This window comes from Microbispora sp. NPDC049125 (genome assembly GCF_040802045.1).
In the GTDB taxonomy this organism is placed as follows: Bacteria; Actinomycetota; Actinomycetes; order Streptosporangiales; family Streptosporangiaceae; genus Microbispora.
Window position 1 is genome coordinate 360,681 of the sequence record NZ_JBEZDW010000001.1, and the last position, 25,203, is coordinate 385,883.

Genomic DNA, 25,203 nt, shown 5'->3' on the forward strand with positions numbered 1-25,203 from the left:
TCCTCCGTCGGATGTACCGGTGACGAGTTGGTGAGGGTGCGTACTCGGAACCGGTGGGCGCCGTTCCACGAGTCCTCCGGCGGGACCTCAGGCGGGTGTGGCCTGCGAGGGACCGGACGGGGAACGGCACGTCCTGGGGGCGGTCAGCAGCGGCGGCCGCTGTTGATGCAGGAGACGACGAGGTTCATCAGCCGGGTGGGCATGACGTTCTCGAAGTCGGCGTGGTCGGTGACCGGGCTGTGCTGCTGCTCGGGGAAGCTGTCGACGGCGAACGACGGGCCGCTGCGCACCGAATAGGAGAGCGTCATGCGCAGCTGAGGGATGGCTCGGGTGCCCGCCGGGCAGGCGCCGTTCGCCGCCGGGAACAGGACGTGCGTTCTGTGATTGGCGCTGTCGGTGTTCTGGCCGTCCCAGCAGCTCGGGAAGTCGAGGATGCGCAGCACCTGGCTGCCCCGCGGGCAGAGGGGATACTTCGAGGTGACCCGGTTGGTGAAGCCGGTGCAGCTCCACTGGGCCCGCGCGTTGGCGCCGCCGTTGGTGGCCGCCTTGGCGTCGCCCGTGATCAGCCGGAGGAAGCGGGGCATCGCGACGACCCTGCTCGCCGGGTTGCCGCGGAACTGGAGCTGCACCGACCGCGCCTGGAGGATGCTGCCGACATTGCCGTCGGCCGCGCCGCCGGGCTCGTCGGCGTGATCCTCGTCGCCCGGCTCGTCCGCGTGATCGGCCTCCGCCCCGCCGGCGGTGGCCGCCCTGCTGTCCGAACCCGCTCCGTCCGTTCCCGTGCTGTCCGAAGTCGTGGTGTCCGAAGTCGTGGTGTCCGAAGTCGTGGTGTCCGAAGTCGTGGTGTCCGAGGCGTCCGTGCCGCCGGAGGAGGTCGCGGCGGCCGTGTCCGCCGCCTGGGACGCCTCCGGATCCGAGGTGGCCGTCTCCTTGGGAGTCGCCGTATCGCCGGGGTCCGGCCGCGACGCGCTCCGCGAGGCCGTCGGCCGGGCGGACGGCGAGGCGGACGCGGATATGGAAGGAGACGCGGTCGGGGACGCCTGGGGCTTCTGGCCGGTCCGGCTGCGGAGCACCGGCCAGAAGTACGCGGACCTGTCGCCGAGACGGCAGGTCGTCCCGCCGGCGGCGAGGCTCTCGTCGGTGGAGAAGCCGTTGGTCGTCAGGTTGCCCACGTAGTCGTGGACGTGGTGGGCGCCGTTGGACACCCCCGGCGCGACGATGTGGTTGTCGGAATTGCGGTGGCCGTTCTGGTTGCGGCCGCACTGGCTGGTGAACGAGCCCCGGCCGGCCCGGACGCCGGTGCGGCCCGGCGGGACCCGCCGGATGTCGATGAAGTCCTCCAGGGCGGGGCCGACGTCCTCGCACTCGGCGCCCTGGACGGCGGGGTCGCAGTGGTCGGCGAGCGCGGGCCCCGCGACGCCGGTCAGCGAACTCCCGAGCAGCACGCCCGACAGGGCGAGCAGGAGTCGTTTTCGCATGGTTCCTCCTAGACGAACCGAACTAAGGCGAAGGGGTGGGCAGCGTGGAGTAGTCGACGAGTCCCGTGCTCTCCAGCAGGGTCATGTGCTTCATCACGACCTCCACGGCCCGGGAGGCGAACGCGCGCACCAGCTCGTTGCGGGTGCCCGCCCGCACCGCGGAGACGACGGTGAACACCTTGCCGTGGGCGTTGCGGAGGCGGTCGGCGAAGATCCGGTCGAACTCGGCCCCCCGGCTGCCGGCCATCTCGTCCAGCCAGCGCCGCTGATCCGGGTTGGGCTGGTCGGGCAGCGGCACGGCCAGCTTGGCCGCCAGGGCCCGGACCTCGGCGTCGAGCTTGGTGTGGTCGGTGACCAGATGCATGCCGACGTCCTTGACCTTCTCGTTGCCGGACCGGTCCTGGGCCCAGCGACCGGCGGGGATCTCCCACAGGCCCGCCCACCTGACCCGCACGAGCAGGTCGCGGTCGGCCGGGCCGAGGGGCCCGTACGGGGTCTGTGTCCAGCCGGCCTGTGACGCCTCGCTCCGGGGGACGACCACGATCACCGAGACGGCCGCCGCGAGCAGGAAGACGCCGAACACGAGGAGTTCGCCAAACCGGAACCGCATCGTGCCTCCTTTCGTGACCTTCGGTCGGAGGTACGCGGGGGCGTCGGCAAGGGTTCAGGAAATAGTCAGAAATGACTGGAGTTACGGATGTGGTGTACGGGGGAGTAACAGCGGTGCAAATATGTGCGCGTGCGTCGACAACTCGACAGCCGGTTCGTGCGTCTGGACTCCGATGACTACGACGACCCTGATCGGGACGAGCGCCTGATCCGGGAGCTGTACCGCGAGTTCGGCGGTCCGCTGCTGCGTCAGGTGAGGAAGACCACCGGCAACGACCTGCAATGGGCTGAGGACGTCGTCCAGGAGACGCTGGTGCGTGCCTGGCGCAACTCGGCGAAGCTGACGTGGGAGCCGCCCCTGCTGTGGGCCTGGCTCCTCACCGTCGCCCGCCGCATCGTTATCGACGGCCGCCGTAGGCGCGGCGTACGGCCGAAGGAGGTGGAGGCTCCCGAGGAGGACAGCATCGCCGTGCCGGACGGGGCGGACCGCACACTGTCGGCCATCGTCGTCGCCGACGCGCTGCGCGGCCTGTCGGTCCAGCACAGGGAAGTTATCGAAGAGACATACTTACGGGACCGTACGGTAAGCCAGGCGGCGGAGATTCTGGGCATCCCACCGGGTACGGTGAAGTCCAGGCTCTTTTACGCTCTGCGCGCGCTTCGAACGGCCCTGAAGGACAGGGGGGTGGCCAGCTGATGTCCGCGTCGTCGCCTCACTTCGATGTGGCAGCGTACGCCCTGGGAGTGCTTGACGACGACGACGCCGAGGCTTTCGAGCGGCACCTCGACGAATGCGCGCCGTGCCGGGCGGAACTGCTGGAAAACCAGGAGCTGCCCGGCATGCTCGACGCCCTTAAGTCCGACTCCGTGTCACAGGAACGTTCCCGTCCTTGACCGCGCGTCAAGTTGACGTTTGTGCCGATATCGGGTGATATCGGGTGCGGTGGTAACGGGCTTTCGGTCAATGGGGATCGGGAGAAATTCGCCACCGGAGGAGTGGCGCATGCCTGCGATGCCGTACGGGCGGCCCGAAGCGGGGGGCGTCCGGCCCTCCCCGCGCAGCTTCGGCGAGGACGGCGGCCGGCTGTCCTACGGCGGATACCTGCGCCTGGACGGCCTGCTCGGCCAGCAGGCGCCGCAGTCCGGCGCGAGCGACGAGATGCTGTTCATCACCGTCCACCAGGTCTACGAGCTGTGGTTCAAGCTGCTCCTCGGTGAGCTGGAGCGGATCAGGGACGCCATGATCGAGGGCGCGCTCTGGCGGGCCAGGCACCTTTTCCGCCGGGTCCACGCCGTGGAGCGGGTCCTGGTCGAGCAGGTGCAGGTGCTGGAGACGATGACCCCGCAGGACTTCCTGGAGTTCCGGTCGGTCCTCGCCCCCGCCAGCGGCTTCCAGTCGGTCCAGTTCCGCGAGCTTGAATTCCTCTCCGGGGCCAAGGACGCGTCGTACCTGAGCAGGCTCAGGGACGCCGGTGAGGTGGAACTCGCCCGTCTCGGACGGCGCCTCGCGGAACCGACGCTGTGGGATGCTTACCTCACCGCTCTGTCCCAGCGTGGCCTCGCGGTCTCCGACGAGGAGATCATGGATTCCCTGCTGGCCGTGGCAAGGGATCGCGGATCGTACGACGATCTGTGGGAACTCGCCGAGGACCTCCTCACCCATGACGAGACAACCGCGCTCTGGCGGATGCGGCACGTCCAGATGGTCGAGCGTCAGATCGGCACGAAATCCGGTACCGGAGGCTCGTCGGGGGCACCGTACCTGAGGGGGCGGACACGTGTTCATTTCTTCCCCCTGCTGTGGGAACTACGGGCCTGGCTGTGAATCTCAAGGCTCACAAGGGAGTGAGTAGCGACATGCCGCTCGATGTGGCGCCAGATCAGAACGAACCAGACGAAGCGCTCGACGAACTGCTGCGCGCCGCGGCCGACGCGTGCGCGCACACGCCGGGAGTGCCGCAAGGCGAGGACGCGCTGAGCTTCCTGCGGCGCTACTACCGGCACGTCGCCCCCGAGGATCTGGCCGACCGGGATCCCGTCGACGTGTTCGGGCCGGCGATGGCCCACCGCCATCTGGCCGAGCACCGGCCGCAGGGACGTGCCGTGGTGCGGGTCTACACCCCCTCGCTCGAGGAGTGCGGCTGGGACCCTGGCCACACGGTGGTGCAGATCGTCACCGACGACATGCCGTTCCTCCTCGACTCGGTGACGACCGAGCTCGACCGGCACGAGCTCGGCACCCACCTGGTCGTCCACCCCCAGATGCTGGTCCGCCGCGACATGACCGGCGCGGCCCTCGGCCCCGGCCAGGAGAACGTCACCGGCCAGGTCGTCCGCGAGTCGTGGATGCACATCGAGATCGACCGCCAGTCCGACCCCGCCACGCTGAAGCAGCTGGACGCCGACCTCCAGCGGGTGATGCTCGACGTCCGCTACGCCGTCGAGGACTTCGCCAAGATGCGGTCGCTCGCCGTGCGGACCGCCGACGAGCTGGCGGCCGGCCCGCCGCCCGCCGACACCGCCGGGGCCGAGGACAGCCTGGAGCTGCTGCGCTGGCTCGCCGACGGCCACTTCACCTTCCTCGGCTACCGGGAGTACCGGCTGGAGGACACCGAGGACGGCGAGAGCCTGCGTGCGCTGCCGGGCACCGGGCTGGGCATCCTGCGCGCCGACAAGGCCGGGTCCGACAGCTTCGCCTCGATGCCGCCCGAGCTGCGCGCCAAGGCCCGCGAGAAGCAGGTGCTGATCGTCACCAAGGCCAACAGCCGCGCCACCGTCTACCGGCCGCACTACCTCGACTACGTCGGGGTGAAGCTCTTCTCTCCTGAGGGCGAGGTCATCGGCGAGCGCCGCTTCCTCGGCCTGTTCACCCACGTGGCGTACAACGAGTCGATCTCGCGCATCCCGGTGCTGCGGCGCAAGCTCGCCGAGGTGCTCGACCGGGCCGGGCTGTCGCCCGACAGCCACGACGGCAAGGACCTCATCGAGATCCTGGAGACCTACCCCCGCGCCGAGCTGTTCCAGATCTCCGTGGACGAGCTGCTGCCGATCGCGCTGGGCGTGCTGCGGCTGCGCGAGCGCAAGCAGGTCAAGCTCTTCCTGCGCCGCGACGACTACGGCCGCTACATCTCCTGCCTGATCTTCCTGCCGCGTGACCGCTACACCACCAAGGTGCGGCTGGACATGCAGCGGATCCTCCTCAAGGCCCTCGGCGGCACCTCGCTCGACTACAGCACGATGATCGGCGAGGCCGCCCTGGCCCGGCTCCACGTGGTGATCCGCGGGGAGCGGGGCAAGCCGCTGGGCGACGGGCCGGTCGACGTGGAGGAGCTGGAGGCGCGGCTCGCCGCGACCACGCGCACGTGGGAGGACGACCTCGCCGTCGCGGTCGCCGAGCTGTGCGCGGAGGAGGACGCCCCCCGGCTGGTCCGCCGCTACAGCGCCGCCTTCCCCGAGGGGTACAAGGCGGACTTCCCCGCGCGTACGGCCGTGGCCGACCTGAAGCGGCTGGAGCAGCTCGGCGAGGACCCCACCGCCATCGGGATGAACCTCTACGAGCCGTACGGCGCGGCCGAGGGGGAGCGGCGGTTCAAGCTCTACCGGCTGGGCGCCCCGATCTCGCTGTCCTACGTGCTCCCGCTGCTGCAGCGGATGGGCGTGGAGGTCGTCGACGAGCGGCCGTACGCGATCGATCGGGATCACAACCCCGCGACCAAGGACGCCTGGATCTACGACTTCGGGCTGCGCTACACCCCCTCGCGGGAGGTAGAGCGTGAGGACTTCAAGCGGCTCTTCCAGGACGCCTTCGCCGTGCTGTGGCGCGGAGAGGTGGAGAACGACGGGTTCAACGCGCTCGTGCTCGCCGGCGGCCTCACCTGGGAGCAGGCCGAGATCCTCCGGGCGTACGCGAAGTACCTCAGGCAGGCCGGGACGACGTTCAGCCAGGAGTACATCGAGCGGGTGCTGCTGGGCAACGTGCGGCTGGCCCGGCTGCTGGTCCGGCTCTTCGAGGCGCGGCTCGACCCGCGGCGGCCCGACGAGGGCAGGGCCGAGGTCTGCGACGCGCTGACGGAGGAGATCCTCGCCTCGCTGGACGAGGTGGCCTCGCTCGACGAGGACCGGATCCTCAGGGCCTACCTGGACATGATCAAGGCGACGTTGCGGACCAACGTCTTCCAGCAGGGCAGCGAGGACGGCCGGGACGCCGGGACCGCCGGCAGCCAGTTCGTCGCCGGGAGGCGCAAGCCGTACATCGCGCTGAAGTTCGACCCCCAGGCGATCGGCGTGCTGCCGCTGCCCCGGCCCAAGTACGAGATCTTCGTCTACTCGCCGCGGGTCGAGGGGGTGCACCTGCGCTTCGGCAAGGTGGCCCGCGGCGGCCTGCGCTGGTCGGACCGGATGGAGGACTTCCGCACGGAGATCCTCGGCCTGGTCAAGGCGCAGATGGTCAAGAACACGGTGATCGTGCCGACCGGGTCGAAGGGCGGGTTCGTCGTCAAGCGGCCCCCCACCGGCGGCCGCGACGAGCAGATGGCCGAGGGCGTCTTCTGCTACCGCCAGCTCATCTCCGGCCTGCTCGACCTGACCGACAACCTGGTCGCCGGCGAGGTCGTCCCGCCGGCGGACGTCGTGCGGCACGACGGAGACGACACCTACCTGGTGGTCGCCGCCGACAAGGGCACCGCGTCGTTCTCCGACATCGCCAACGCGGTGGCCAAGGAGTACGGCTTCTGGCTGGGCGACGCTTTCGCGTCCGGCGGCTCGGTCGGCTACGACCACAAGGCCATGGGCATCACGGCGAAGGGCGCCTGGGAGTCGGTGGTCTACCACTTCCGGACCCTCGGCGTCGACGTCCAGGCCACCGACTTCACCGTCGCCGGCATCGGCGACATGTCGGGCGACGTGTTCGGCAACGGCATGCTGCTGTCCCCCCACATCAGGCTGGTGGCCGCCTTCGACCACCGGCACGTGTTCGTCGACCCCAGCCCCGACGCGGCCCGCGGCTTCGCCGAACGGGAGCGGCTGTTCGCGCTGCCGCGCAGCTCGTGGGCCGACTACGACCGGGCCCTCATCTCCGCGGGCGGCGGCGTGTGGCCGCGGACGGCCAAGTCGATCCCCGTCTCCCCGCAGATGCGCGCCGCGCTCGCCATCCCCGACGGCGTCGCCGCGCTCGCTCCCAACGACCTCATCAGCGCCATCCTGCGCGCCCCCGTCGACCTGTTGTGGAACGGCGGCATCGGGACGTACGTCAAGGCCACCTCGGAGAGCCACGCCGACGTGGGCGACAAGGCCAACGACGCCCTGCGCATCAACGCGTCCGACCTGCGGTGCAAGGTGGTCGGCGAGGGCGGCAACCTCGGCTTCACCCAGCTCGCCCGGATCGAGTTCGCGCTCGGCGGCGGGCTGATCAACACCGACTTCATCGACAACTCCGCCGGTGTGGACACCTCCGACCACGAGGTGAACATCAAGATCCTGCTCGACCAGGTGGTCCGCGACGGCGAGATGACCGACAAGCAGCGCAACCAGCTCTTCCTCGACATGACCGACGAGGTCGGCTGGCTGGTGCTGGACGACAACTACGCGCAGAACGTGGTGCTCGCGGCCGCCCGCGCCCAGGCGCCCGAGATGCTGCACATCCACGCCCGGTACCTGCGGTGGCTGGAGCGCGCCGGTCTGATCAACCGAGAGCTGGAGTTCCTGCCGTCGGACAAGATGCTGGCGGAACGCCGCCAGTCGGGGCTCGGGCTGACCGGCCCGGAGTTCGCCGTGCTGCTGGCCTACACCAAGCTCGTGGTGGACGCCGAACTGCTCCAGTCGGACATCCCCGACGATCCGTCCCTCGCCGGCTGGCTGGTGTCGTACTTCCCGTCGGCGCTGCGCGAGCGGCTGCGGCCGTACATGGACGCGCACCCGCTGCGCCGGGAGATCATCACCACCCGCGTCGTCAACGACATGGTGAACTTCGGCGGGACGAGCTTCGTCTACCGCTTCGGCGAGGAGACCGGCGCGTCGACGGCCGACATCGTGCGCGCGTATCTCGTGGCCCGCGAGGTCTTCGACCTTCCGTCGTTCGTCCGGCAGGTCGAGGCCCTGGACAACAAGGTGGACACCGCCACCCAGCTCGCCATGCTGCTGGAGGGACGCAAGCTGTCCGAGCGGGGCACCCGCTGGCTGCTGGGCAACCGCCGCCCGCCGCTCGATCTGGCGTCCACGGCGCGCTTCTTCATCGACGGCGCGGGCACCCTGGCGCCCCACCTTCCGAAGCTGCTGACCGGCCCGGACCTGGCGGCGTACGAGGAGCGCAGGGACGCCTTCGTCGCCAGGGGCGTGCCGGACGACCTGGCCGAGCGGGTCGCCTCGATGGTCCCGGCGTACTCCACGTTCGACCTGGTCGAGATCTCCACCTACACGGGCCGGCCGGTCGACGAGGTGGCCGAGGTCTACTTCGACCTGGCCGACCGGCTCCAGCTGGCCCGGCTGAGGGAGCGGGTGATCGCGCTGCCCCGCGACAGCCGGTGGAACTCCATGGCCCGCGCCGCGCTGCGCGACGACCTGTACGCCGCACACGCCACGCTCACCCGGGACGTGCTCATCCACAGCAAGCCGGGCCTCACGCCCGAGGAGCGGCTGGCGAGCTGGGTGGAGGGCAACAAGGCCGCCGTGAACCGGTCGCGGCAGACGCTGTCGGAGATCTGGGAGAGCGACACGTTCGACCTGGCCACCCTGTCCGTCGCCCTGCGCGCCGTACGGACGCTGGTGTCGACGAGCAACCTCCCGCACGCGGAGGGTGGCTGACCGGCGGCTCGCCGGCGCCGCTCAGGGGCTCTTGGCCTCGGCGGCGCCGGTGATCGTCCCGTCGTAGCCGATCACCTGCGCGGGCGCGGTGGACGCCTTGGGCGGCACGGCGCCCACGTACTGCTGGGTCTCGATGATCTGCCGCCTGAACAGCAGCGTCGTCTTGTGCAGCAGCCACCGGGCGGCGGCCGGGATCGGCACCGGCTGGCCCTGGCTGCACTTAGGGCCGTTCTGCGTCGACCAGGTGGTCGTGCGGATCAGCGTGTAGAGCACGAGCCCTCCGCCGTCGTCGGTCCGCAGGGCGAACACCGGGAAGTTCGACGCGAAGGCGAAGATCGAGTCGTAGGCCAGGCACTTGTTGTGCTCGAGCTCCTCCTTGTCCTTGTCGATCTCGTCGGCGATGTCCGTGGTGAGCGGGCCGGGGGCGATGAGGCTGGACGCGTAGCTCTTCGAGTCCTCCGCGGTCGTGGCGTGCAGGGGGCCGAACAGGGAGGGGCTGATGGCGACCGTCGAGTCCCGGGAGTCCAGGGACAGCGCGTAGCCGTCCGCGTCGAGCGCCACATCCGGCGGCTTCTGGCCGGGGGACAGCAGCGACTCGAACCCCAGCTGCCACAGGCCGCGGGGGTCTGTCCGCACGAAGGTCATCACGGCGGTGCGGACCTGCCCGGAGGGGCTTCGCCGCTGTGCCGTGGCCGCGAACCACTGGGCGGCCTTCCCGGAGCGCTGACGCGGCACCCAGACCTTCTGGGAGTCCCAGGTGTACCGGGGGGGCGGCTTGCCGCCCCTCGCGTGGATCTCGGCGATGCTGATGGGCCGCTGGCCGTCGCGGGTCAGGGACAGTGCCCACTGATCGGCCTGGGCCGACGCGAGCACGTCCGCGGTGGCGAGGAAGGCGTGGAACGCCTGCCGGGCCTCCGCAGGCGTGACGGCGGGCGGCTCGGAGCCGGGCGAGGGGCTCGCGGACGTGCTCGTCGACGTGCTGACGGACGGGCTCGTCGACGTGCCGAGACCGGGCGCCTGGGCGCTCGACGCGGCCGCCGCGGGCGACGCCGCGCCGGAGGAGGGCCCGCCCGCGCTCCCGCCCGAGCAGGCGGCGGACAGGGCGGCGAGCAGGACGAGGGCCAGCGTGCTTCGAACGACCCCGTTCACGCCCCCTCCAAGTGCAATGGCTTCTCATGCTAGTCGAGGTGCCGTACCAGACGAGGTCCCGCGTTCGCGTACCCTTTACAGACGTGGCAGCCATCGATCCAGCCGAAGAGATCCACGAGCTTACCGGCACGCTGAAGAGCATCCAGGACGTGCTCGACCTCGACGCCCTGCGAAAGCAGATCGCGGAGCTGGGGGAGCAGGCCGCCGCTCCCGACCTGTGGAACGACCCCGAGCAGGCTCAGCGGGTGACGAGCAAGCTCTCCCACCTGCAGGGCGAGGTCAACCGGGTGGACAGCCTGGCCCGGCGCCTCGAGGACATCCCGATCATGTTCGAGCTGGCCGCGGAGGAGGGCGACGAGGAGGCGCTACGGGAGGCCGAGAAGGAGCTGATCTCCCTGCGGTCCGACGTCGGCGCCCTCGAGGTCCGCACCCTGCTGTCGGGGGAGTACGACTCCCGCGAGGCCCTCATCACGATCAACTCGCAGGCCGGCGGCGTCGACGCGGCCGACTGGGCGCAGATGCTGCTGCGGATGTACCTGCGGTGGGCCGAGCGCAAGGGCTACCCCGCCGAGGTCTACGACACCTCGTACGCGGAGGAGGCGGGCATCAAGTCGGCCACCTTCACGATCAAGGCGCCCTACGCGTACGGCACGCTCCGCGGCGAGCACGGCACGCACCGGCTGGTCCGGATCAGCCCCTTCGACAACCAGGGCCGCCGCCAGACCTCCTTCGCCGGTGTGGACATCGTCCCGGTGGTCGAGCAGACCGACCACATCGACATCAACGAGGACGACCTGCGCGTCGACGTCTACCGGTCGTCCGGGCCCGGGGGCCAGGGCGTCAACACGACCGACTCGGCGGTGCGGATCACCCACATCCCCACCGGCATCGTGGTCTCCTGCCAGAACGAGCGGTCGCAGCTGCAGAACCGCGCGAGCGCCATGACCGTCCTCGGCGCCAAGCTGCTGGAGCGCAAGCGCCAGGAGGAGCTCGCCACGATGAACGAGCTGCGCGGCGAGTCCACCACCTCCTGGGGCACGCAGATCCGCAACTACGTGCTGCACCCGTACCAGATCGTCAAGGACCTGCGCACGGGCGTTGAGGCGGGCAACCCCACGGCGGTGCTCGACGGCGACATCGACGAGTTCATCGAGGGCGAGATCCGCTGGATGCGCCGCCAGGAGAGCGGCGCGGCCACGGCTTAGCGGGCCGCGGCCCCGGCCGCGGCCTAGTAGTAGCCGCTGACGTGTGAGAGCGCCAGCAGGGCCAGCCCGAGCAGCACCAGCAGGGCGATGACGAGGGGCGACAGCCCCATGAACCCGTGGTGGTGCACCTTCGCGCGGCCTTCGCGGCAGACAGGGCACCGGCCCTCCACGACGGGGCCCGCGCACGCGGCGCAGATCAAGTGTTCGCAGCTCATAGCAGCTTTACCGCCCCAAGACCCAAGGCCTAATCGTTTTGTTTCCGTTATGGACGTTCCATGCCAGTGTTACCCCTAGACTGGCCTCTGGCCAAACGGAACGTCGATCCTGAGCAAAGTGACCGTCGACCTCCGACCGGCTGTCCCAACCCCTAGACTGGCTAGCCGTGATGCGCCCGTGATCCATTTCGATAATGTCACCAAGCTCTACACGAACCAAAACCGGCCCGCCCTCGACCACGTCAGCGTGGATGTCGACAAGGGTGAGTTCGTGTTCCTGGTCGGTCCGTCCGGGTCGGGGAAGTCGACCTTCCTCAGGCTGGTCCTCAAGGAGGAGCGGCCGAACTCCGGCGCCATCCACGTGGCCGGCAAGGACCTCTCCAGGCTGTCCAACTTCAAGGTGCCGCACCTGCGGCGCCGCATCGGCTGTGTCTTCCAGGACTTCCGGCTGCTGCCGAACAAGAACGTCTACGAGAACGTCGCGTTCGCGCTGGAGGTGATCGGCAAGCCGCGCCGCTTCATCCGTAAGGTGGTGCCCGAGGTGATCGAGCTGGTCGGCCTCGAGGGCAAGGCGCACCGGATGCCGGAGGAGCTGTCGGGCGGCGAGCAGCAGCGTGTCGCCATGGCCCGCGCGTTCGTCAACCGGCCGATGATCCTCCTCGCCGACGAGCCGACCGGAAACATCGACCCCGCGACGAGCATCGGCATCATGAAGGTGCTCGACCGCATCAACAGGACCGGCACAACCGTCCTCATGGCAACGCACGACGCCGCGATCGTCGACTCCATGCGCAAGCGCGTGGTGGAGCTGGAGGACGGAAAGATCGTCCGCGACCAGTCGCGGGGCGTGTACGGCCAGGCTTATTAGGAGTAACTGGGACCATGCGGGCCAACTTCATCTTCTCCGAGGTCTGGATCGGCCTTCGCCGTAACCTCACGATGACCATCGCGGTCATCGTGACCGTGGCGGTGGGCATGGCGCTGCTCGGCGTCGGACTGATGATCAACTCCCAGGTTACGTCCCTGACCGGATACTGGACGGACAAGATCGAGCTGTCGGTCTACCTGTGCACCAAGGGCTCCTCCTTCGAGGCCTGCCGCAACAGGGGTGCGGCCACCGACGAGGAGAAGGCGAAGCTCAAGCAGACGATCCAGGGGATACCGGACGTCGAGCGGATCGAATACGAGAGCCAGGACCAGGCGTACAAGAACTGGCAGGCCACGGAGTCCAACCAGGTGCTCCTGTCGATCACCAAGGTCGAGGACATGCCGGAGTCCTTCCGGGTGAAGCTCAAGGACCCGGACAAGGCGCCGGCCGTCATGGCGAGCCTGAAGGGCCAGCCCGGCGTCTCGAACATCATCAACCAGCGGGACATCCTCCAGTCGGTCTTCGGCTTCATGGGCAAGCTGCGCACCATGGCCCTCGGCGTGGCCTTCCTCATGCTGTTCGCGGCGACCCTGCTGATCGGCAACACCGTCCGGCTGTCGGCCTACAACCGCCGCCGGGAGACCGGCATCATGCGGCTGGTCGGCGCCTCGAACATCTACATCCAGCTCCCCTTCGTCATGGAGGGCCTGATCGCGGGCCTGATCGGCGGGGTCCTCGCCGCCGTCCTGCTGATCACCACGAAGGTCCTGATCTTCGAGGGGATCCAGACCTACATGGCGGCCCCTCTCGGCTGGGACACGGTCGCGGGCATCATCACCGGCACCATGGCCGTCGGCGTGCTGATCTGCGTGCTCGCCTCGTTCATCACGCTCCGCCGCTATCTGCGCGTGTGATCGGCGTGAACTCACATCCCCCGGACACCTCCCCGGCGGCCGCGGGCGCGCTCGCGCCTCGTTTCCGTTCGCCGCGCCGACGGTAGGCTCCCTGTATGCCACGTGAGACCGGGCGCAAGCTCATCGCCCAGAACAAGCGTGCCAGGCACGACTTCTTCATCGAGGACACCTACGAGGCCGGGCTCGTGCTGACGGGCACGGAGGTCAAGTCCCTGCGCGCGGGCAAGGCCAACCTCACCGAGGGGTACGCCTCGGTGCAGGACGGCGAGGCCTGGCTGATCAACGCCTACATCCCCGAGTACAGCCAGGGCACCTGGACCAACCACGCGGCCCGCCGTACTCGGAAGCTCCTGCTGCACCGCAAGGAGATCGCCAAGATCGAGGGGACGCTCAAGGAGCGCGGCCTGACCCTCGTCCCGCTGGCGATGTACTTCAAGGACGGCAAGGCCAAGATCGAGATCGGCGTGGGCCGCGGCAAGCGGGACTACGACAAGCGGCAGACACTGCTGGAGAAGCAGGCCACCCGCGAGATGTCCCGGGCCATGTCGAACGCGGTCCGCCGCCGGGGGGGCCGCTAGCCCGTGTCGGGTTACGCGAGAGCCGTACGGGTCGCGCTGGCGGTCGGGCTGGCGGCGCCGCTGCTGACGGGATGCTTCGAGGAGGTGTCTCCGCACGAGGCCGTGCGGGACTTCCTCGTCGGATGGCAGACCGGGGACTACGCGGCGGCCGCGAGGCGGGCCGACACCGATCCGGCCACCGTGCGGAAGGAGCTGGAGGACGCCCGCCTGGAGCTCGACGCCGCGTCTATCCGCTTCTCCCTCAAGAAGATCACAAAGAACGGCGACACCGCCCGCGCCGACTTCCAGGCCGAGGTGGACCTGGGCGAGAACAACCCGCTGTGGCAGTACGACGGAGCCGTGCCGCTCCACCTCGTCGGCGGCCAGTGGAAGGTGCAGTGGTCGCCCAGCGTCATCCACCCCGACCTGCACCCCGGCCAGCGCTTCGCCGTCGACACCGACCCCCACGTCCGCGCCCCGATCCTCGACCGCGACGGCAACGCCCTGCAGGTCGAGACGATCCTCCATGTCGCCGGGGTGACGCCGGCGAAGGTGAAGGACCCGGGCCGGCTGTGCGACGAGCTCGCGCGGATCACCGGCTTCCCGCAGGACCGCCTGCTCAGCCGCATCCTGTCGGCCCCGCCGCAGGTCTTCGTGCCGCTCGCCACCTTCGGCGCCAAGAAGTTCGCCCAGATCGAGGCGAAGCTCAAGGCCGTCAGCGGGCTCACTCTCACGACGGACGACCCTCCCGTGGCGCCGAAGTCGCCCGTGCAGATCGTCGGACGGGTCTCCGCCGTCACGCCGGAGGCCGAGCAGCAGCTCGGCGGCCCCCAGCGGGCGGGCGACACGATCGGCAGGGACGGCCTCCAGAAGGCGTATCAGGACCAGCTCACCGGCTCGACCGAGACGAAGGTCGTCATCCTCAACGCCAAGACCGGCCGGCTGGTCAAGGAGCTCAAGGCCTGGCCGGGACGGCAGAACGCCCCGGTCCGCACCACAATCGACAGCGTCGCGCAGGCGGCGGGCGACGCCGCGATCGGCGGCTCCCGGCCGGCGGCGCTGGTCGCCGTGCAGGCCTCCACCGGCCAGATCATGGCGGTGTCCACCAGCGAGTACAACCAGGAGAGGGACGCCCTGGCCGGCAAGTTCCCCGCCGGCACCGCGTTCTCGATCATCGCGGCGGACGGTCTGCTGAAGGGCGGCTTCGACCCCGCGCAGAAGGTGCCGTGCAGTGCCGACCGCACGGTCGGCGGCGCCCGGTTCCTGCAGACCGGGGGCGTGGCCTCCACCACCTCGACCTTCCGCAGTGACTTCGCCCAGGGCTGTGTCACGGCCCTCGCCTCCCTCGCAAGGCGGACAACCAAGCAGGATCTGCTGTCCAGCGCCGAGCTGTTCGGCATCGGCGTCCCCTGGGGGCTGCCCCTCAGGACGTTCAGCGGCTCCATCCCCGCCTCCACGGGGGACGCCGCGGTCGCGAAGATCATCTCTGGTCAGACGGCCAAGGTCAGCCCGCTGAGCATGGCCTTGGTCGCGGCGGCCGTCGGCAGCGGCACCTGGCGGCCGCCGGTGCTGGTGTCCTCACCGGCCACCCAGGCGCCGGCGCCGGACCAGGCCCCGCCGCCCACGCCGGTGCAGCCCGTCGCGCTCGACGCCGGGCGGACCGCCACGCTGCGGGAGCTGATGCGGATGGGCGTCACCTCCGGCGCCGCCCATGCCGCCGATGTCCCGGGTGCCCCGGTGTCCGGTGTGGCGGCCCTGGTGCCGTACGTGGAGAAGAAGCAGCGCAAGAGCCTGTCGTGGTTCGTCGGCTGGCGGGGTGACGTGGCCGTCGCCGTGATGACCGAGAGCGGGGATGTCGCGACCGCGTCGCAGATCGCGGGAAGCTTCTTCCGCGGCCTCCCCGCCGAGACCTGAGAAGCCGGGACCTGAGAAGCCGGGACCTGAGAAGCCGGGACCTGAGAAGCCGGGGAGTCGGAAAGCCGAGACCCGAAAAGACGGACATGAAAACTTCCGGGCGACAAGCAACCATCCGGGCCCTCGCCGGCGTCTTTCAGGGTGACTGGGACCCGCTCGGGGGGTTGCGGGGCTCAGTCGCCGTGATGAGACCAGGGCTCCATCTCGGGGGGAGCCCTGCCGTCCGGACCGGCTCGACCCTGCCGGTCGGCCCCCGGGACGCGTGCGTTCACGCCGCGCTCCCGGGGGCTTCGGCGTCCCCGGCGGGGAATCCGAGTCGCGCCGCCCGTGTTGGCAAAGGTAAGATGTGGTTGCCTGTCCCTCCGGGGGCGGGTTGACAACTCAACAGGGGGGTGACCGGCTTCGACTTCGGCATTACAAGTCAGGGGAAGCGGGTCGGGGACTGCGGACATAACCCCGTCAACACTGTGACCGCAATCAATAAGTGCCAATACAAAGAGCACTGAGGTGAGCCAGAACACTCTGGCTCTCGCCGCCTAATCAGCAGCGAGTAACCTCTGTCGGCCCGGGAGCGCCTCCGGCCCGGAACCGACATCGCTAGGAGGCTCCACCGAAAGGCCCGGTCACGGGGTCGATCGGAACATCTAACAGTGACTGAGCCCGTCGGCGACTCGCCTGCGTGATCGCCGGGGCTGAGAAAATCACAGCAGGCTGCACCCGGAGAAGCCCTTTCTTGATGTTGAAGGACGCGGGTTCGATTCCCGCCACCTCCACCACCACGGCGGCGCCGTTCCTTCCCGGAACGGCGCCGCCGTTGTCATGTCCGGGAAAGTCCGGCCCGTCCGGTGAAGCTTTCAGCGGCGCGTGCGAAACGGGGCGGCGCGAGGGCGGCCGGTCGCGGGATGCTTCGCCGAGATCGGACGGGAGATCGCCCCCCGCTGGGCCCGCGTACCCCGCCTCGCCGCCCCTGCCTGGCGGTGTACATCCGCGCGCGGGGAGCGAATGGTGGGAGTCTGCGCCCTCTTCGTGCGGGGCGTCCATGGGCTCCGGCCGAGGAGGTACGGCGTGGTGGCGTGGTCGAAAGCGGTGGCGCGGCCGAAAGCACGGTGCCGGACGCTGATCGCGGCGGCGGCGGCCCTGCTGTCCGCTGCGACCGTCCTCGCGGCCCCGGCCGGAGCGGCGATCCCTCCGGCCACGTGCAGGGTCACGTATGTCACGACCTGGGACGCCTCAGGCGGCTTCGGAGCCGGCGTCACGATCGAGAACATGGCTCCGAAGATCACTTCGTGGCGGCTCGGCTTCACCTGGCCGGGGACCCAGCGGGTGATCAACGGCTGGGAGGCGACCTGGAGCCAGGCGGGCCGGGATGTCACCGCGGTGAACCTGCCGTACAACGGCACCCTCGCCCAGGGGGCGCGGATCCAGCTGGGGTTCAACGGGGTGTACACCGGGGCCAACATCGCGCCGACCCTGTTCACGCTCAACGGGATCGGCTGCATCGGCCCTACCCGGAGCCCGAGCCCCAGTCCGAGTCCGAGCCCGAGCCCCAGTCCGAGTCCGAGCCCGAGCCCCAGTCCGAGCCCGACTCCAAGCCCGACTCCGAGTCCAAGCCCGACCCCGAGCGCCGAACCGTCGCCCGGCGAGCGTGTCGGCAACCCCTACGCCGGCGCCACCGGCTACCTCGACCCGGCATGGTCGGCGGCGGCCGCGGCCGAGCCCGGCGGCTCAGCGGTGGCGCACTCCTCGACCGGCGTCTGGCTGGACCGCGTCTCCCGCATCGCGGGCACGCCGTCCACGCCCGGCCTGCGCGCGCACCTGGACGAGGCCGTCCGGCAGGACGCGGCGAACGGCGCCACACCGCTCACGATCCAGGTCGTGCTGTACGACCTGCCGGACCGGAACTGCACCCATCTGGTCTCCAACGGCGACTTCACCGTGGAGGCCGGCGGGCTCGACCGCTACCGGACCGAGTACGTCGATCCGATCGCCGCCATCCTGGCCGATCCCGCGTACCGGAGGCTGCGCGTCGTGGCGGTCGTCGAGCCCGACTTCCTGCCCGGTCTCGTCATCGAGCCCTACACCCAGCAGGCCTTCGGCTGCGAGGCGGTCCGGACGAGCGGTGTCTACCCCCAGGCGGTGCGGTACGCCATAAGCCGGCTGCACGCCGTCCCCAACGTGTACGTCTACCTCGACGTCTCCCACCATGGCGTCCTCGGCTACGAGAGCTACGCCGGCCCGGCCGCCGAGCTGCTCGCCGGCCTGGGGGACGGGGCGGGCGGAGGTCCGCCGCCGGTGCACGGGTTCACGGTGAACGTCGCCGGCTACGGCGCGCTGACCGAGCCGTTCTTCACGGCGGACACGGTGATCAGCGGGCAGCCGGCGCGGTACAGCCGCTGGGTCGACTGGAACGACTACGTCGACGAGCTCTCCTTCGCCCGCGCGTTCCGGAACCGGCTGATCGCGGCGGGTTTCCCGTCCGGCATCGGCATGGTGATCGACACCTCGCGCGACGGCTGGGGCGGACCGGCCCGTCCTGCCACTGCCGGCACCTCCATGGACGTGAACACTTTCATCGACCAGTCCAGGACCGACCGCAGGGTCACCACGGCCAACTGGTGCAACCAGAGCGGCGCCGGGCTCGGCGAGCGTCCCCGCGCCGATCCGGCTCCCGGCGTCGACGCCTACGCCTGGATCCAGCCCCCCGGCTTCTCCGACGGATCCAGCGTGAACGTGACCAGCCCGGACGGGATCAGGCACGACCCCATGTGCGATCCGGCGTACTCCCCGCCGCGCGACGCGTACGTGCCCAGCGGAGCGCTCCCGGGAGCCCCGGCGGCGGGGCAGTGGTTCTCCGCTCAGTTCCGCCAGCTCCTCGCCAACGCGTATCCGCCGCTGTGACCCCCTCCGGCCGCCGGTGACCGGGGCCGCTACCGTCGGGGGGGTACCGCTACCGTCAGGGTGGCGACCGGCGTCGCGGCGGCGACGGAGGGGGGGACGCGATGGGAGAGCGGAGCGCGCGGGTGGTCGTGCGGCGGGCGCTGCCGACGGAGCCCGCCGTACGGGGATCGGCGTCGCTGTTCCTGACCGAGGCGGAGCGGCAGGGGGTGCGGGCCGGCCGCCGGATGCTCCACGTCGGCCCCGAGCCGGCGCCGGACGACGTGGCCGCCGCGTTGCGGGTGGAGCGGGGCACGCCGGTGCTCGCGCGGCGCAAGCTGCTGCTCGCCGACGACGTGCCCGTGCGGATCGCCACCAGCTACCTGCGGCTCGACCTGTTCGACGGCACCCCGCTGTGCGCGCCGGGCTTCATGACGCCCAGCCTGCAGGCGGGCATCGAGGCGCTGGGCCACCGGTTCGGGCGGGCCGAGGAGATGCTGGTCGCCCGGCCGCCCTCGCCGGCCGAAGCCCGGACGCTGGAGCTCGACCCGGCCGAATGGGTGGTCCAGATCCTGCGGGCCGCCTACTCGGCCGGCGACACCCCGGTCCACGCCCTGCTCACCGTCTGTGCGGCCTCACGACATGTCTTCCCCGTCACGCAGGTGGCCGGGACCGACGAGTTCTGACGGCGGCCCGCTGACGTAGTCGTCGATCTCGGCGAGCAGGGCCCGCTTGTCCTCCGGGCCGAGGAACGACGCCCGTACGGCCGCGCGGGCCAGGTCGGCGAGCCCGCCGGTGCCGAGGGAGAGCAGCTCGGCGGCGACCGCGTACTCCTGGTTGAGCGACGTCCCGAACATGGGCGGGTCGTCGGAGTTGATCGTCACCGGCACACCGGCTGCGACCAGCTCGGGCAGGGGATGCTCGGCGAGGCTGGGCACGGCGCGGGTGCGGACGTTGGACGTCGGGCACACCTCGAGCGTGATGCCGTTCTCCGCCAGGTAGCCGAGCAGCGCCGGGTCCTGCACGCTGTGCACGCCGTGGGCGATCCGCTCCGCGCCGAGCTGCCTGATGGCGTGCCAGACGGTCGGGGCTCCCGTGGTCTCCCCGGCGTGGGGCACCGAGTGCAGCCCGGCGGCGCGGGCGGCGGCGAAGTGCGGGGCGAACCCGTCGCGCGCCACGCCAGCCTCCGGGCCGCCGAGCCCGAAGCTGACGAGCCCGTCGGGCCGCTGGTCGAGCGCCACGGAGAGCGTGGCGTCGGCCGCCTCGACGCCGTACTCGCCGGGGATGTCGAAACACCAGCGCAGCACGGTGCCGAAGTCGGTCTCGACCCGGCGCCGGGCGTCCTCGATGATCTCGCAGAACTCGGCGGCGCCGAAGCGCGTCCCGAGATGGAGGTACGGGGTGACGGTGAGCTCGGCGTACCGCACCCGCTGGCCCGCCATGTCGCGGCCGATCCCGTGGATCAGCGCCCACAGGTCGCCGGGCTGCCTGATCAGGTCCACGACCTTCAGGTAGACCTCGATGAAGTGGGTGAAGTCGCGGAAGTCGTAGAAGGATTCGAGCAGGACGGGGTCGGCCGGCACCGACGTCGACCCCTCGTAGCGGGCGGCCAGTTCGCTGACGATCCGGGGCGATGCCGCGCCGACGTGGTGGACGTGCAGCTCCGCCTTGGGCAGGCCGGCGATGAATCGGGTGAGTTCGGGATCAAGCACGCCCCGACCGTAACAAGCCGCCTGCGGCCTCCTCCAAGCGATTCTGCGGTATCTCACACCAGATTGTCAGGATGCCGACGAGTGGAGCGGGCCCGGTCACGACGAGGTGGACGGCAGCTCGACGAGGGTGACGAGCACCGTCGCGGTCTTGCCGTCCGGGTGGAGCAGCTGCACCTTGACCTGGTCGCCGGGCTTGTGCGCGGCCATGAGCTGGGAGAGGGAGTTGGCGGTGAGGGTGGGCGTGCCCGCGACGTTCCTGATCACGTCGCCGGGCTTGATGCCCGCCCGGTCCGCGCCGCCGCCGGGCGTGACCGAGCCGACCACCACGCCGATGGGGTTGCCGTCCGAGTCGACCGCCGTGCCGACCCGTACGCCGAGGGCCGCGCGGCGGCTGTTGACCACCCGGCCGTACTGGATGATCTGGCGTGCCACGTCGGTGGCGGTGTCGCTGGGGATGGCGAAGCCGAGGCCGGGCGCGGCGCCGAGGTCGGGGTCGACGGCCGCGAGCGTGGGAATGCCGATGACCCGCCCGGCCAGGTCCACGAGCGCGCCGCCGCTGTTGCCGGGGTTGATCGGCGCCGACGTCTGGATGGCGTTCGTGATGATCGCCGGCGGGGCGCCGCCGTGGCTCTCCCCTGACACCGTACGGCCCAGGGCCGACACGATGCCCTCGGTGACGCTGCCGGAGAAGCCCAGCGGGTTGCCCATCGCCATCACGATCTGCCCGACCCGCAGGTCGGCGGAGCGGCCGAACGTCGCCGGCGTCAGCCCGCGTGCGTCCTCCACCTGGATGATCGCGAGATCGCCGGTGGGGAAGGCGCTGACCAGGTGGGCCTTCCTGGACGGCCCGCCGGTCGCGAGCGTCACCTGGAACTCCCGCGACTTACCCACCACATGAGCATTTGTGAGGATGTGCCCGGCGGTGTCGTAGACGATGCCGGAGCCCAGCGCCTCGCCGGTGGTGATCTGCACGATGGCCGGGAGGACCCTCTTGATCACCTGTTCGAACCTGCTCTGCAGGGCCGCGGGATCGGTCGGGGCGGGCGGGGCGGGCGCGGTGGTGTGGGCCGCCTGGGTGCTCGCGACGCGTCCGGTCCCGATGCCGCAAGACGCGAGCGTGGCCACCGCCAGCCCGGACAGCACGAGCCGGACCCTCCGTGATTGCTCCATGACACCCTGTCTATCCCGGCAGGCCTCCAGGGATAAGGAAGCACGCCGTTGATGCCACAGGTGCGTACCAGTATTGGGGCGGGACGCGACGGACGCCGATGTCCGATCTGCGTTGATAGCCGTTTGTGGCGTACTCTGCGGGCATGGCGGAGGGCGGTGGGAATCCGGCCGGGGACGACCGGCCGAGGCAGCTTTTCAACCGTTACTACGACGCTCCCACCACCCCCCTTCCCCGCGTCCGTCCGGAGGACCTGCTCCAGGCGCCGATCCGCCAGGAGCCGGCCACCCAGGAGCCGGGCGTGCGCGACCGGGTCAGGGCGGCCGGCCGTACGGTGGGGCGCGGCGTCGGCGACATGCCGCTGCGGGTCGTCTACACGGCCGGCGCGGCCGTCGTGACGGTCGTCGCGGTGCTCCTGGTCTTCCTGGTCTTCTCCGGGGACAAGCCGGAGGAGCGCGAGCGGGTCCAGGAGGCGGCCGCCGGGGGCGCCGGGGTGACGAGCGCTGCGCCGAGCGCGTCGCCGACCCCCAGCCCGTCGCCCGTGCTGCCGAAGGTGCCCGTGAGCCGGGCGATGCCGATCTTCCCGGGCTCCGGCAGCTCCACCGTGTCGTACGTCCTGGACCGCAAGTCGGGGATCAGCTACGCGAAGTACGGCACGCCGTGGGAGGACGGCGACCTGGCGCCGTTCGCGTTCGCGCAGCGTACCGGCGCGGAGGACGGGGTGCCGGCGCTCATCGGCAGCGCCCCGCTGCCCGGCGCGGCCCCCGGGACCCTCGCGACGTACGCCGACTACCGGAAGATCGCGGCGAGGGCGGCCAAGTGGACGCTGCGCCACCAGCCACAGGACAGCAAGATCACCTGGACGGCGTCCGTGCCGCTGCGGCGCGGGATGGGCTGGCTGCTGGGCTACAAGGCGTCCTACCGGATCGGCGCGAAGAAGCACTCGTCGCAGGCGTTCGTGATGGTCGCCGGGGCCGGGAAGAGGAAACCCGCTCTCCTGTTCGCCAGCGTGCCCGACAGCCGGTCCGAGCTGTACCGCGACCTCGACATGCTCTTCTGGACCCTGAGCCCCCTGTAGTCGCCGGGGCCTCCTGGCCGGCGAACAATCCTCTAGAATATGGTTCTACGAGGACCTAGCGCTGGAGGGATCACATGGCGATCGGGCTGAGCGAGGAGCACGAGGCGCTCCGCGAGTCGGTGACCGGATGGGCCGAGCGCAACATCCCGGCCGACGTGGTGCGGAGCGTGGTCGGCGCCCTTGCCGCCTCGGGGGCCGACTCGGGGGCCGACTCGGGCGCGGAGGACCGCCCCGCCTTCTGGGCCGGCCTCGCCGACCAGGGGCTGCTCGGCCTGCACATCCCCGAGGAGCATGGCGGCTCGGGCTACGGCCTGCTGGAGGCCGCCGTGGCGATCGAGGCGCTGTCCGAGCGCGCCGCGCCCGGTCCGTTCGTGCCGAGCGTGCTGGCCGGCGCGGTGATCGCCGCCTCCACCGCTGAGGCGCGGGGCGCACTGCTCCCCGGGCTCGCCGACGGCTCGCTGACCGGCGCCGTCGCGCTGCACGGCTCGGTCACCGGCGTACGGGATGGGGGCGTGCTCACGATCAGCGGCGCCGCCGAGCCCGTCCTCGGCGGGGCCCTCGCCGACGTGCTGGTCCTGCCGGTGTCGACGGACCTGGGCGAGGAGTGGGTGGCGATCGACGCGGCGCAGGCGACGGTCACCCCGCTCAGGTCGCTCGACCTCACGCGGGGCGTGGCCAAGGTGGAGCTGGACGCGGTCGCCGTGCCGGCGGATCGCGTCCTCGAAGGGACGGCCCGGCCGGAGGTGGCGAACCTCGCCGCGATCCTGCTCGGCGCCGACGCCGTCGGGCTGGCCGCCTGGTGTGTGACGGCGGCGGCCGACTACGCCAAGGTGCGCGTGCAGTTCGGCCGCCCGATCGGGCAGTTCCAGGGGGTCAAGCACAAGCTCTCCCGGATGCTGGTCGCGCTGGAGCAGGCGAGGGCGACCGTGTGGGACGCCACCCGGGCCACCGGAGAGGAGCGCGGCTACGCCGCCGCGATCGCCGGCGTGATGGCCCCCGACGCCGCCGTGCAGTGCGCCAAGGACGCCATCCAGATCTTCGGCGGGATCGGGTACACCTTCGAGCACGACGCGCACCTGTACTACCGCCGGGCGCTCACGTTGCGGGCGCTGCTCGGCCCGTCGGCCGAGTGGGCCGAGTCGGTGGCCGCGCTCGCGCTCAAGGGCGTCACCCGGGAGATGGAGATCGACCTGCCGGAGGAGTCCGAGGCGATCAGGCAGGCCATCCGCGACGAGCTGACCGGGATCGCCGCGCTCGAAGGCAAGGAGCGCGACCGCGCGCTTGCCGGGGCCGGTTTCGTGATGCCGCACCTGCCCCGCCCGTGGGGCCGCGACGCCTCCCCGCTGGAGCAGGTGCTCATCCACCAGGAGATCAGGGCCGCCAAGATCAGGCCACCGCAGATGATCATCGGTGCGTGGGTGGTGCCGTCCGTCGTCTCGTACGGCACGCCGGAGCAGCAGGAGCGCTTCCTGCCGCCCACGCTCAGCGGCGAGATGATCTGGTGCCAGCTGTTCTCCGAGCCGGGGGCGGGCTCCGACCTCGCTTCCCTGCAGATGAAGGCGGAGAAGGTCGAGGGCGGCTGGAAGCTCAGCGGGCAGAAGATCTGGACGTCGGTGGCGCATGTCGCCGAGTGGGGCATCTGCATCGCCCGCTCCGACAGCTCCAAGCCCAAGCACGACGGCATCACGTACTTCATCGTGGACATGAAGGCGCCCGGCGTGACCGTGCGGCCGCTGACCGAGATGACGGGGGAGAACCTGTTCAACGAGGTTTTCTTCGACGACGTCTTCGTACCGGACGAGCTGGTCGTCGGCGAGGTGAACGAGGGCTGGCGGGTGGCCAGGAACACGCTGTCCAACGAGCGCGTGTCGCTGTCGTCCGGCTCGGGCGGCACCGGGGCCTCGGTCCCCGACCTCCTCGGCCTGGCGGGCAGGCTGGGGCGTGACCTCACCCCCGCGGAGCGGCAGCGGCTCGCCGCCGTGGTCTGTGAGAGCCACTCCATCGGCGCGCTGTCGCTGCGGGTGACGCTCAAGCAGCTCGCCGGCGCCGAGCCGGGCGCCGACGCGTCGGTACGCAAGCTTCTGTCCACCTCGCACGCCCAGCACGTGTCGGAGGCGGCGGTGGACTTCCTCGGCGCCGCCGCCGTCACGGCCGCCGACTGGAAGCTGGGCGACGCCGGCTACTGGAACCGCGCCGTCCTCGCCACCCGCGCCATGACCATCTACGGCGGGACGACCGAGGTGCAGCTCAACATCATCGCCGAGCGCATGCTCGGGCTCCCGCGCGACCCCGAGCCGGGCAAGTAGCCCTCCCACCGGCCACCGCCGGCCACGCGGGCCGTCCGCGTCGCCGGCGGGGCCTGAGGTACGAACGCGGGCAGCCCTTGACCTCGGCAGGGACCCGCCCGCAGGCCGGAATCGCCGATCGCGACCGTGAAGGATATTTCTTCCAATTTGGTGGACAGCGTCTACTATTGGGTGGCTTGTCCTTCGCAGGGGATGTGGCCGCAAAGGCGGCAAGCGGGCCCACGTGTCCGGTCGGCGTGGCGCCTTGGGCACGGGAAGCCTTATGTGGCGCCGCCACGGTTTCACCGGTATTTCGGATGGGTTACTTCTAGGGTATTGACACGTAATGTTATCGCAAACATTATGAGCTTCCGCACCG

The 25,203-nt window shown here is 70.6% G+C and carries 19 protein-coding genes and 1 other RNA gene; 14 read left to right on the plus strand and 6 right to left on the minus strand.

All coding sequences use genetic code 11. The features are described 5' to 3' along the window. Positions 1–143 precede the first annotated feature (143 nt). The gene (locus AB0B72_RS01565) at positions 144–1,478 is read right to left on the minus strand and encodes a DUF1996 domain-containing protein (RefSeq protein ID WP_367736303.1); all 1,335 of its coding nucleotides are present in this window, start codon (positions 1,476–1,478) and stop codon (positions 144–146) included. Positions 1,479–1,500: 22 nt separating this feature from the next. Then, entirely contained in the window at positions 1,501–2,088 is a 588-nt protein-coding gene (locus AB0B72_RS01570; protein ID WP_367736304.1) for a DUF4142 domain-containing protein, read from the minus strand. A 129-nt stretch (positions 2,089–2,217) separates the two neighbouring features. On the opposite strand from AB0B72_RS01570, the gene AB0B72_RS01575 reads away from it, so the two are divergent. The 4 genes from AB0B72_RS01575 (at position 2,218) to AB0B72_RS01590 (ending at position 8,885) form a co-directional block, all read left to right on the plus strand. After that, entirely contained in the window at positions 2,218–2,784 is a 567-nt protein-coding gene (locus AB0B72_RS01575; RefSeq protein WP_367736305.1) for a sigma-70 family RNA polymerase sigma factor, read from the plus strand. Then, positions 2,784–2,981: a zf-HC2 domain-containing protein gene (locus AB0B72_RS01580; RefSeq protein WP_367736306.1), complete on the plus strand. Its 198-nt coding sequence runs from the start codon at positions 2,784–2,786 to the stop codon at positions 2,979–2,981. Before AB0B72_RS01575 ends, AB0B72_RS01580 begins: the two co-directional genes overlap by 1 nt. Before the next feature lie 109 nt (positions 2,982–3,090). Then, on the plus strand, positions 3,091–3,912 hold the full coding sequence (locus tag AB0B72_RS01585; protein WP_367736307.1) for a tryptophan 2,3-dioxygenase: 822 nt from the start codon (positions 3,091–3,093) through the stop codon (positions 3,910–3,912). A 32-nt stretch (positions 3,913–3,944) separates the two neighbouring features. Continuing rightward, the gene (locus AB0B72_RS01590) at positions 3,945–8,885 is read left to right on the plus strand and encodes an NAD-glutamate dehydrogenase (protein WP_367736308.1); all 4,941 of its coding nucleotides are present in this window, start codon (positions 3,945–3,947) and stop codon (positions 8,883–8,885) included. A gap of 21 nt (positions 8,886–8,906) precedes the next feature. On the opposite strand, the gene AB0B72_RS01595 is transcribed toward AB0B72_RS01590, so the two are convergent. Next, entirely contained in the window at positions 8,907–10,034 is a 1,128-nt protein-coding gene (locus AB0B72_RS01595; protein WP_367736309.1) for a hypothetical protein, read from the minus strand. Between the two features lie 83 nt (positions 10,035–10,117). On the opposite strand from AB0B72_RS01595, the gene prfB reads away from it, so the two are divergent. Then, positions 10,118–11,239 (plus strand): peptide chain release factor 2, encoded by a 1,122-nt coding sequence (prfB, locus tag AB0B72_RS01600; RefSeq protein ID WP_367736310.1) that lies wholly within the window; start codon positions 10,118–10,120, stop codon positions 11,237–11,239. Positions 11,240–11,262: 23 nt separating this feature from the next. Here prfB and AB0B72_RS01605 read toward each other — a convergent pair whose 3' ends face one another. Further along, on the minus strand, positions 11,263–11,454 hold the full coding sequence (locus tag AB0B72_RS01605) for a hypothetical protein (protein ID WP_367736311.1): 192 nt from the start codon (positions 11,452–11,454) through the stop codon (positions 11,263–11,265). Between the two features lie 178 nt (positions 11,455–11,632). Between AB0B72_RS01605 and ftsE the strand changes: the two genes are divergently transcribed. The 7 genes from ftsE (at position 11,633) to AB0B72_RS01640 (ending at position 19,267) form a co-directional block, all read left to right on the plus strand. Continuing rightward, positions 11,633–12,322 carry a cell division ATP-binding protein FtsE gene (gene ftsE / locus AB0B72_RS01610; RefSeq protein ID WP_367736479.1) on the plus strand — a complete coding sequence of 230 codons (690 nt, stop codon included), beginning with the start codon at positions 11,633–11,635 and terminating at the stop codon, positions 12,320–12,322. A 14-nt stretch (positions 12,323–12,336) separates the two neighbouring features. Beyond that, positions 12,337–13,236, plus strand: coding sequence for a permease-like cell division protein FtsX (gene ftsX, locus AB0B72_RS01615; RefSeq protein WP_367736312.1), 900 nt, complete (start codon positions 12,337–12,339; stop codon positions 13,234–13,236). A gap of 95 nt (positions 13,237–13,331) precedes the next feature. Beyond that, positions 13,332–13,814, plus strand: coding sequence for an SsrA-binding protein SmpB (smpB, locus tag AB0B72_RS01620; RefSeq protein WP_367736313.1), 483 nt, complete (start codon positions 13,332–13,334; stop codon positions 13,812–13,814). Between the two features lie 3 nt (positions 13,815–13,817). Further along, positions 13,818–15,707, plus strand: coding sequence for a penicillin-binding transpeptidase domain-containing protein (locus AB0B72_RS01625; protein WP_367736314.1), 1,890 nt, complete (start codon positions 13,818–13,820; stop codon positions 15,705–15,707). A gap of 388 nt (positions 15,708–16,095) precedes the next feature. Beyond that, positions 16,096–16,483: a transfer-messenger RNA gene (ssrA, locus tag AB0B72_RS01630) on the plus strand. A gap of 289 nt (positions 16,484–16,772) precedes the next feature. After that, entirely contained in the window at positions 16,773–18,605 is a 1,833-nt protein-coding gene (locus AB0B72_RS01635) for a glycoside hydrolase family 6 protein (RefSeq protein ID WP_367736315.1), read from the plus strand. A 101-nt stretch (positions 18,606–18,706) separates the two neighbouring features. Then, positions 18,707–19,267, plus strand: a complete 561-nt coding sequence (locus tag AB0B72_RS01640) for a GntR family transcriptional regulator (protein WP_367736316.1) — start codon at positions 18,707–18,709, stop codon at positions 19,265–19,267. Here AB0B72_RS01640 and AB0B72_RS01645 read toward each other — a convergent pair. Together AB0B72_RS01645 and AB0B72_RS01650 are read right to left on the minus strand one after the other, a co-directional pair. Then, on the minus strand, positions 19,217–20,293 hold the full coding sequence (locus AB0B72_RS01645; RefSeq protein WP_367736317.1) for an adenosine deaminase: 1,077 nt from the start codon (positions 20,291–20,293) through the stop codon (positions 19,217–19,219). The genes AB0B72_RS01640 and AB0B72_RS01645 overlap by 51 nt on opposite strands. Before the next feature lie 96 nt (positions 20,294–20,389). Next, entirely contained in the window at positions 20,390–21,463 is a 1,074-nt protein-coding gene (locus AB0B72_RS01650; protein WP_367736318.1) for a S1C family serine protease, read from the minus strand. Positions 21,464–21,606: 143 nt separating this feature from the next. Between AB0B72_RS01650 and AB0B72_RS01655 the strand changes: the two genes are divergently transcribed. Together AB0B72_RS01655 and AB0B72_RS01660 are read left to right on the plus strand one after the other, a co-directional pair. Further along, positions 21,607–22,539 carry a hypothetical protein gene (locus AB0B72_RS01655; protein WP_367736319.1) on the plus strand — a complete coding sequence of 311 codons (933 nt, stop codon included), beginning with the start codon at positions 21,607–21,609 and terminating at the stop codon, positions 22,537–22,539. 74 nt (positions 22,540–22,613) lie between these two features. Continuing rightward, positions 22,614–24,845 carry an acyl-CoA dehydrogenase gene (locus AB0B72_RS01660; protein WP_367736320.1) on the plus strand — a complete coding sequence of 744 codons (2,232 nt, stop codon included), beginning with the start codon at positions 22,614–22,616 and terminating at the stop codon, positions 24,843–24,845. Positions 24,846–25,203: the final 358 nt, after the last annotated feature.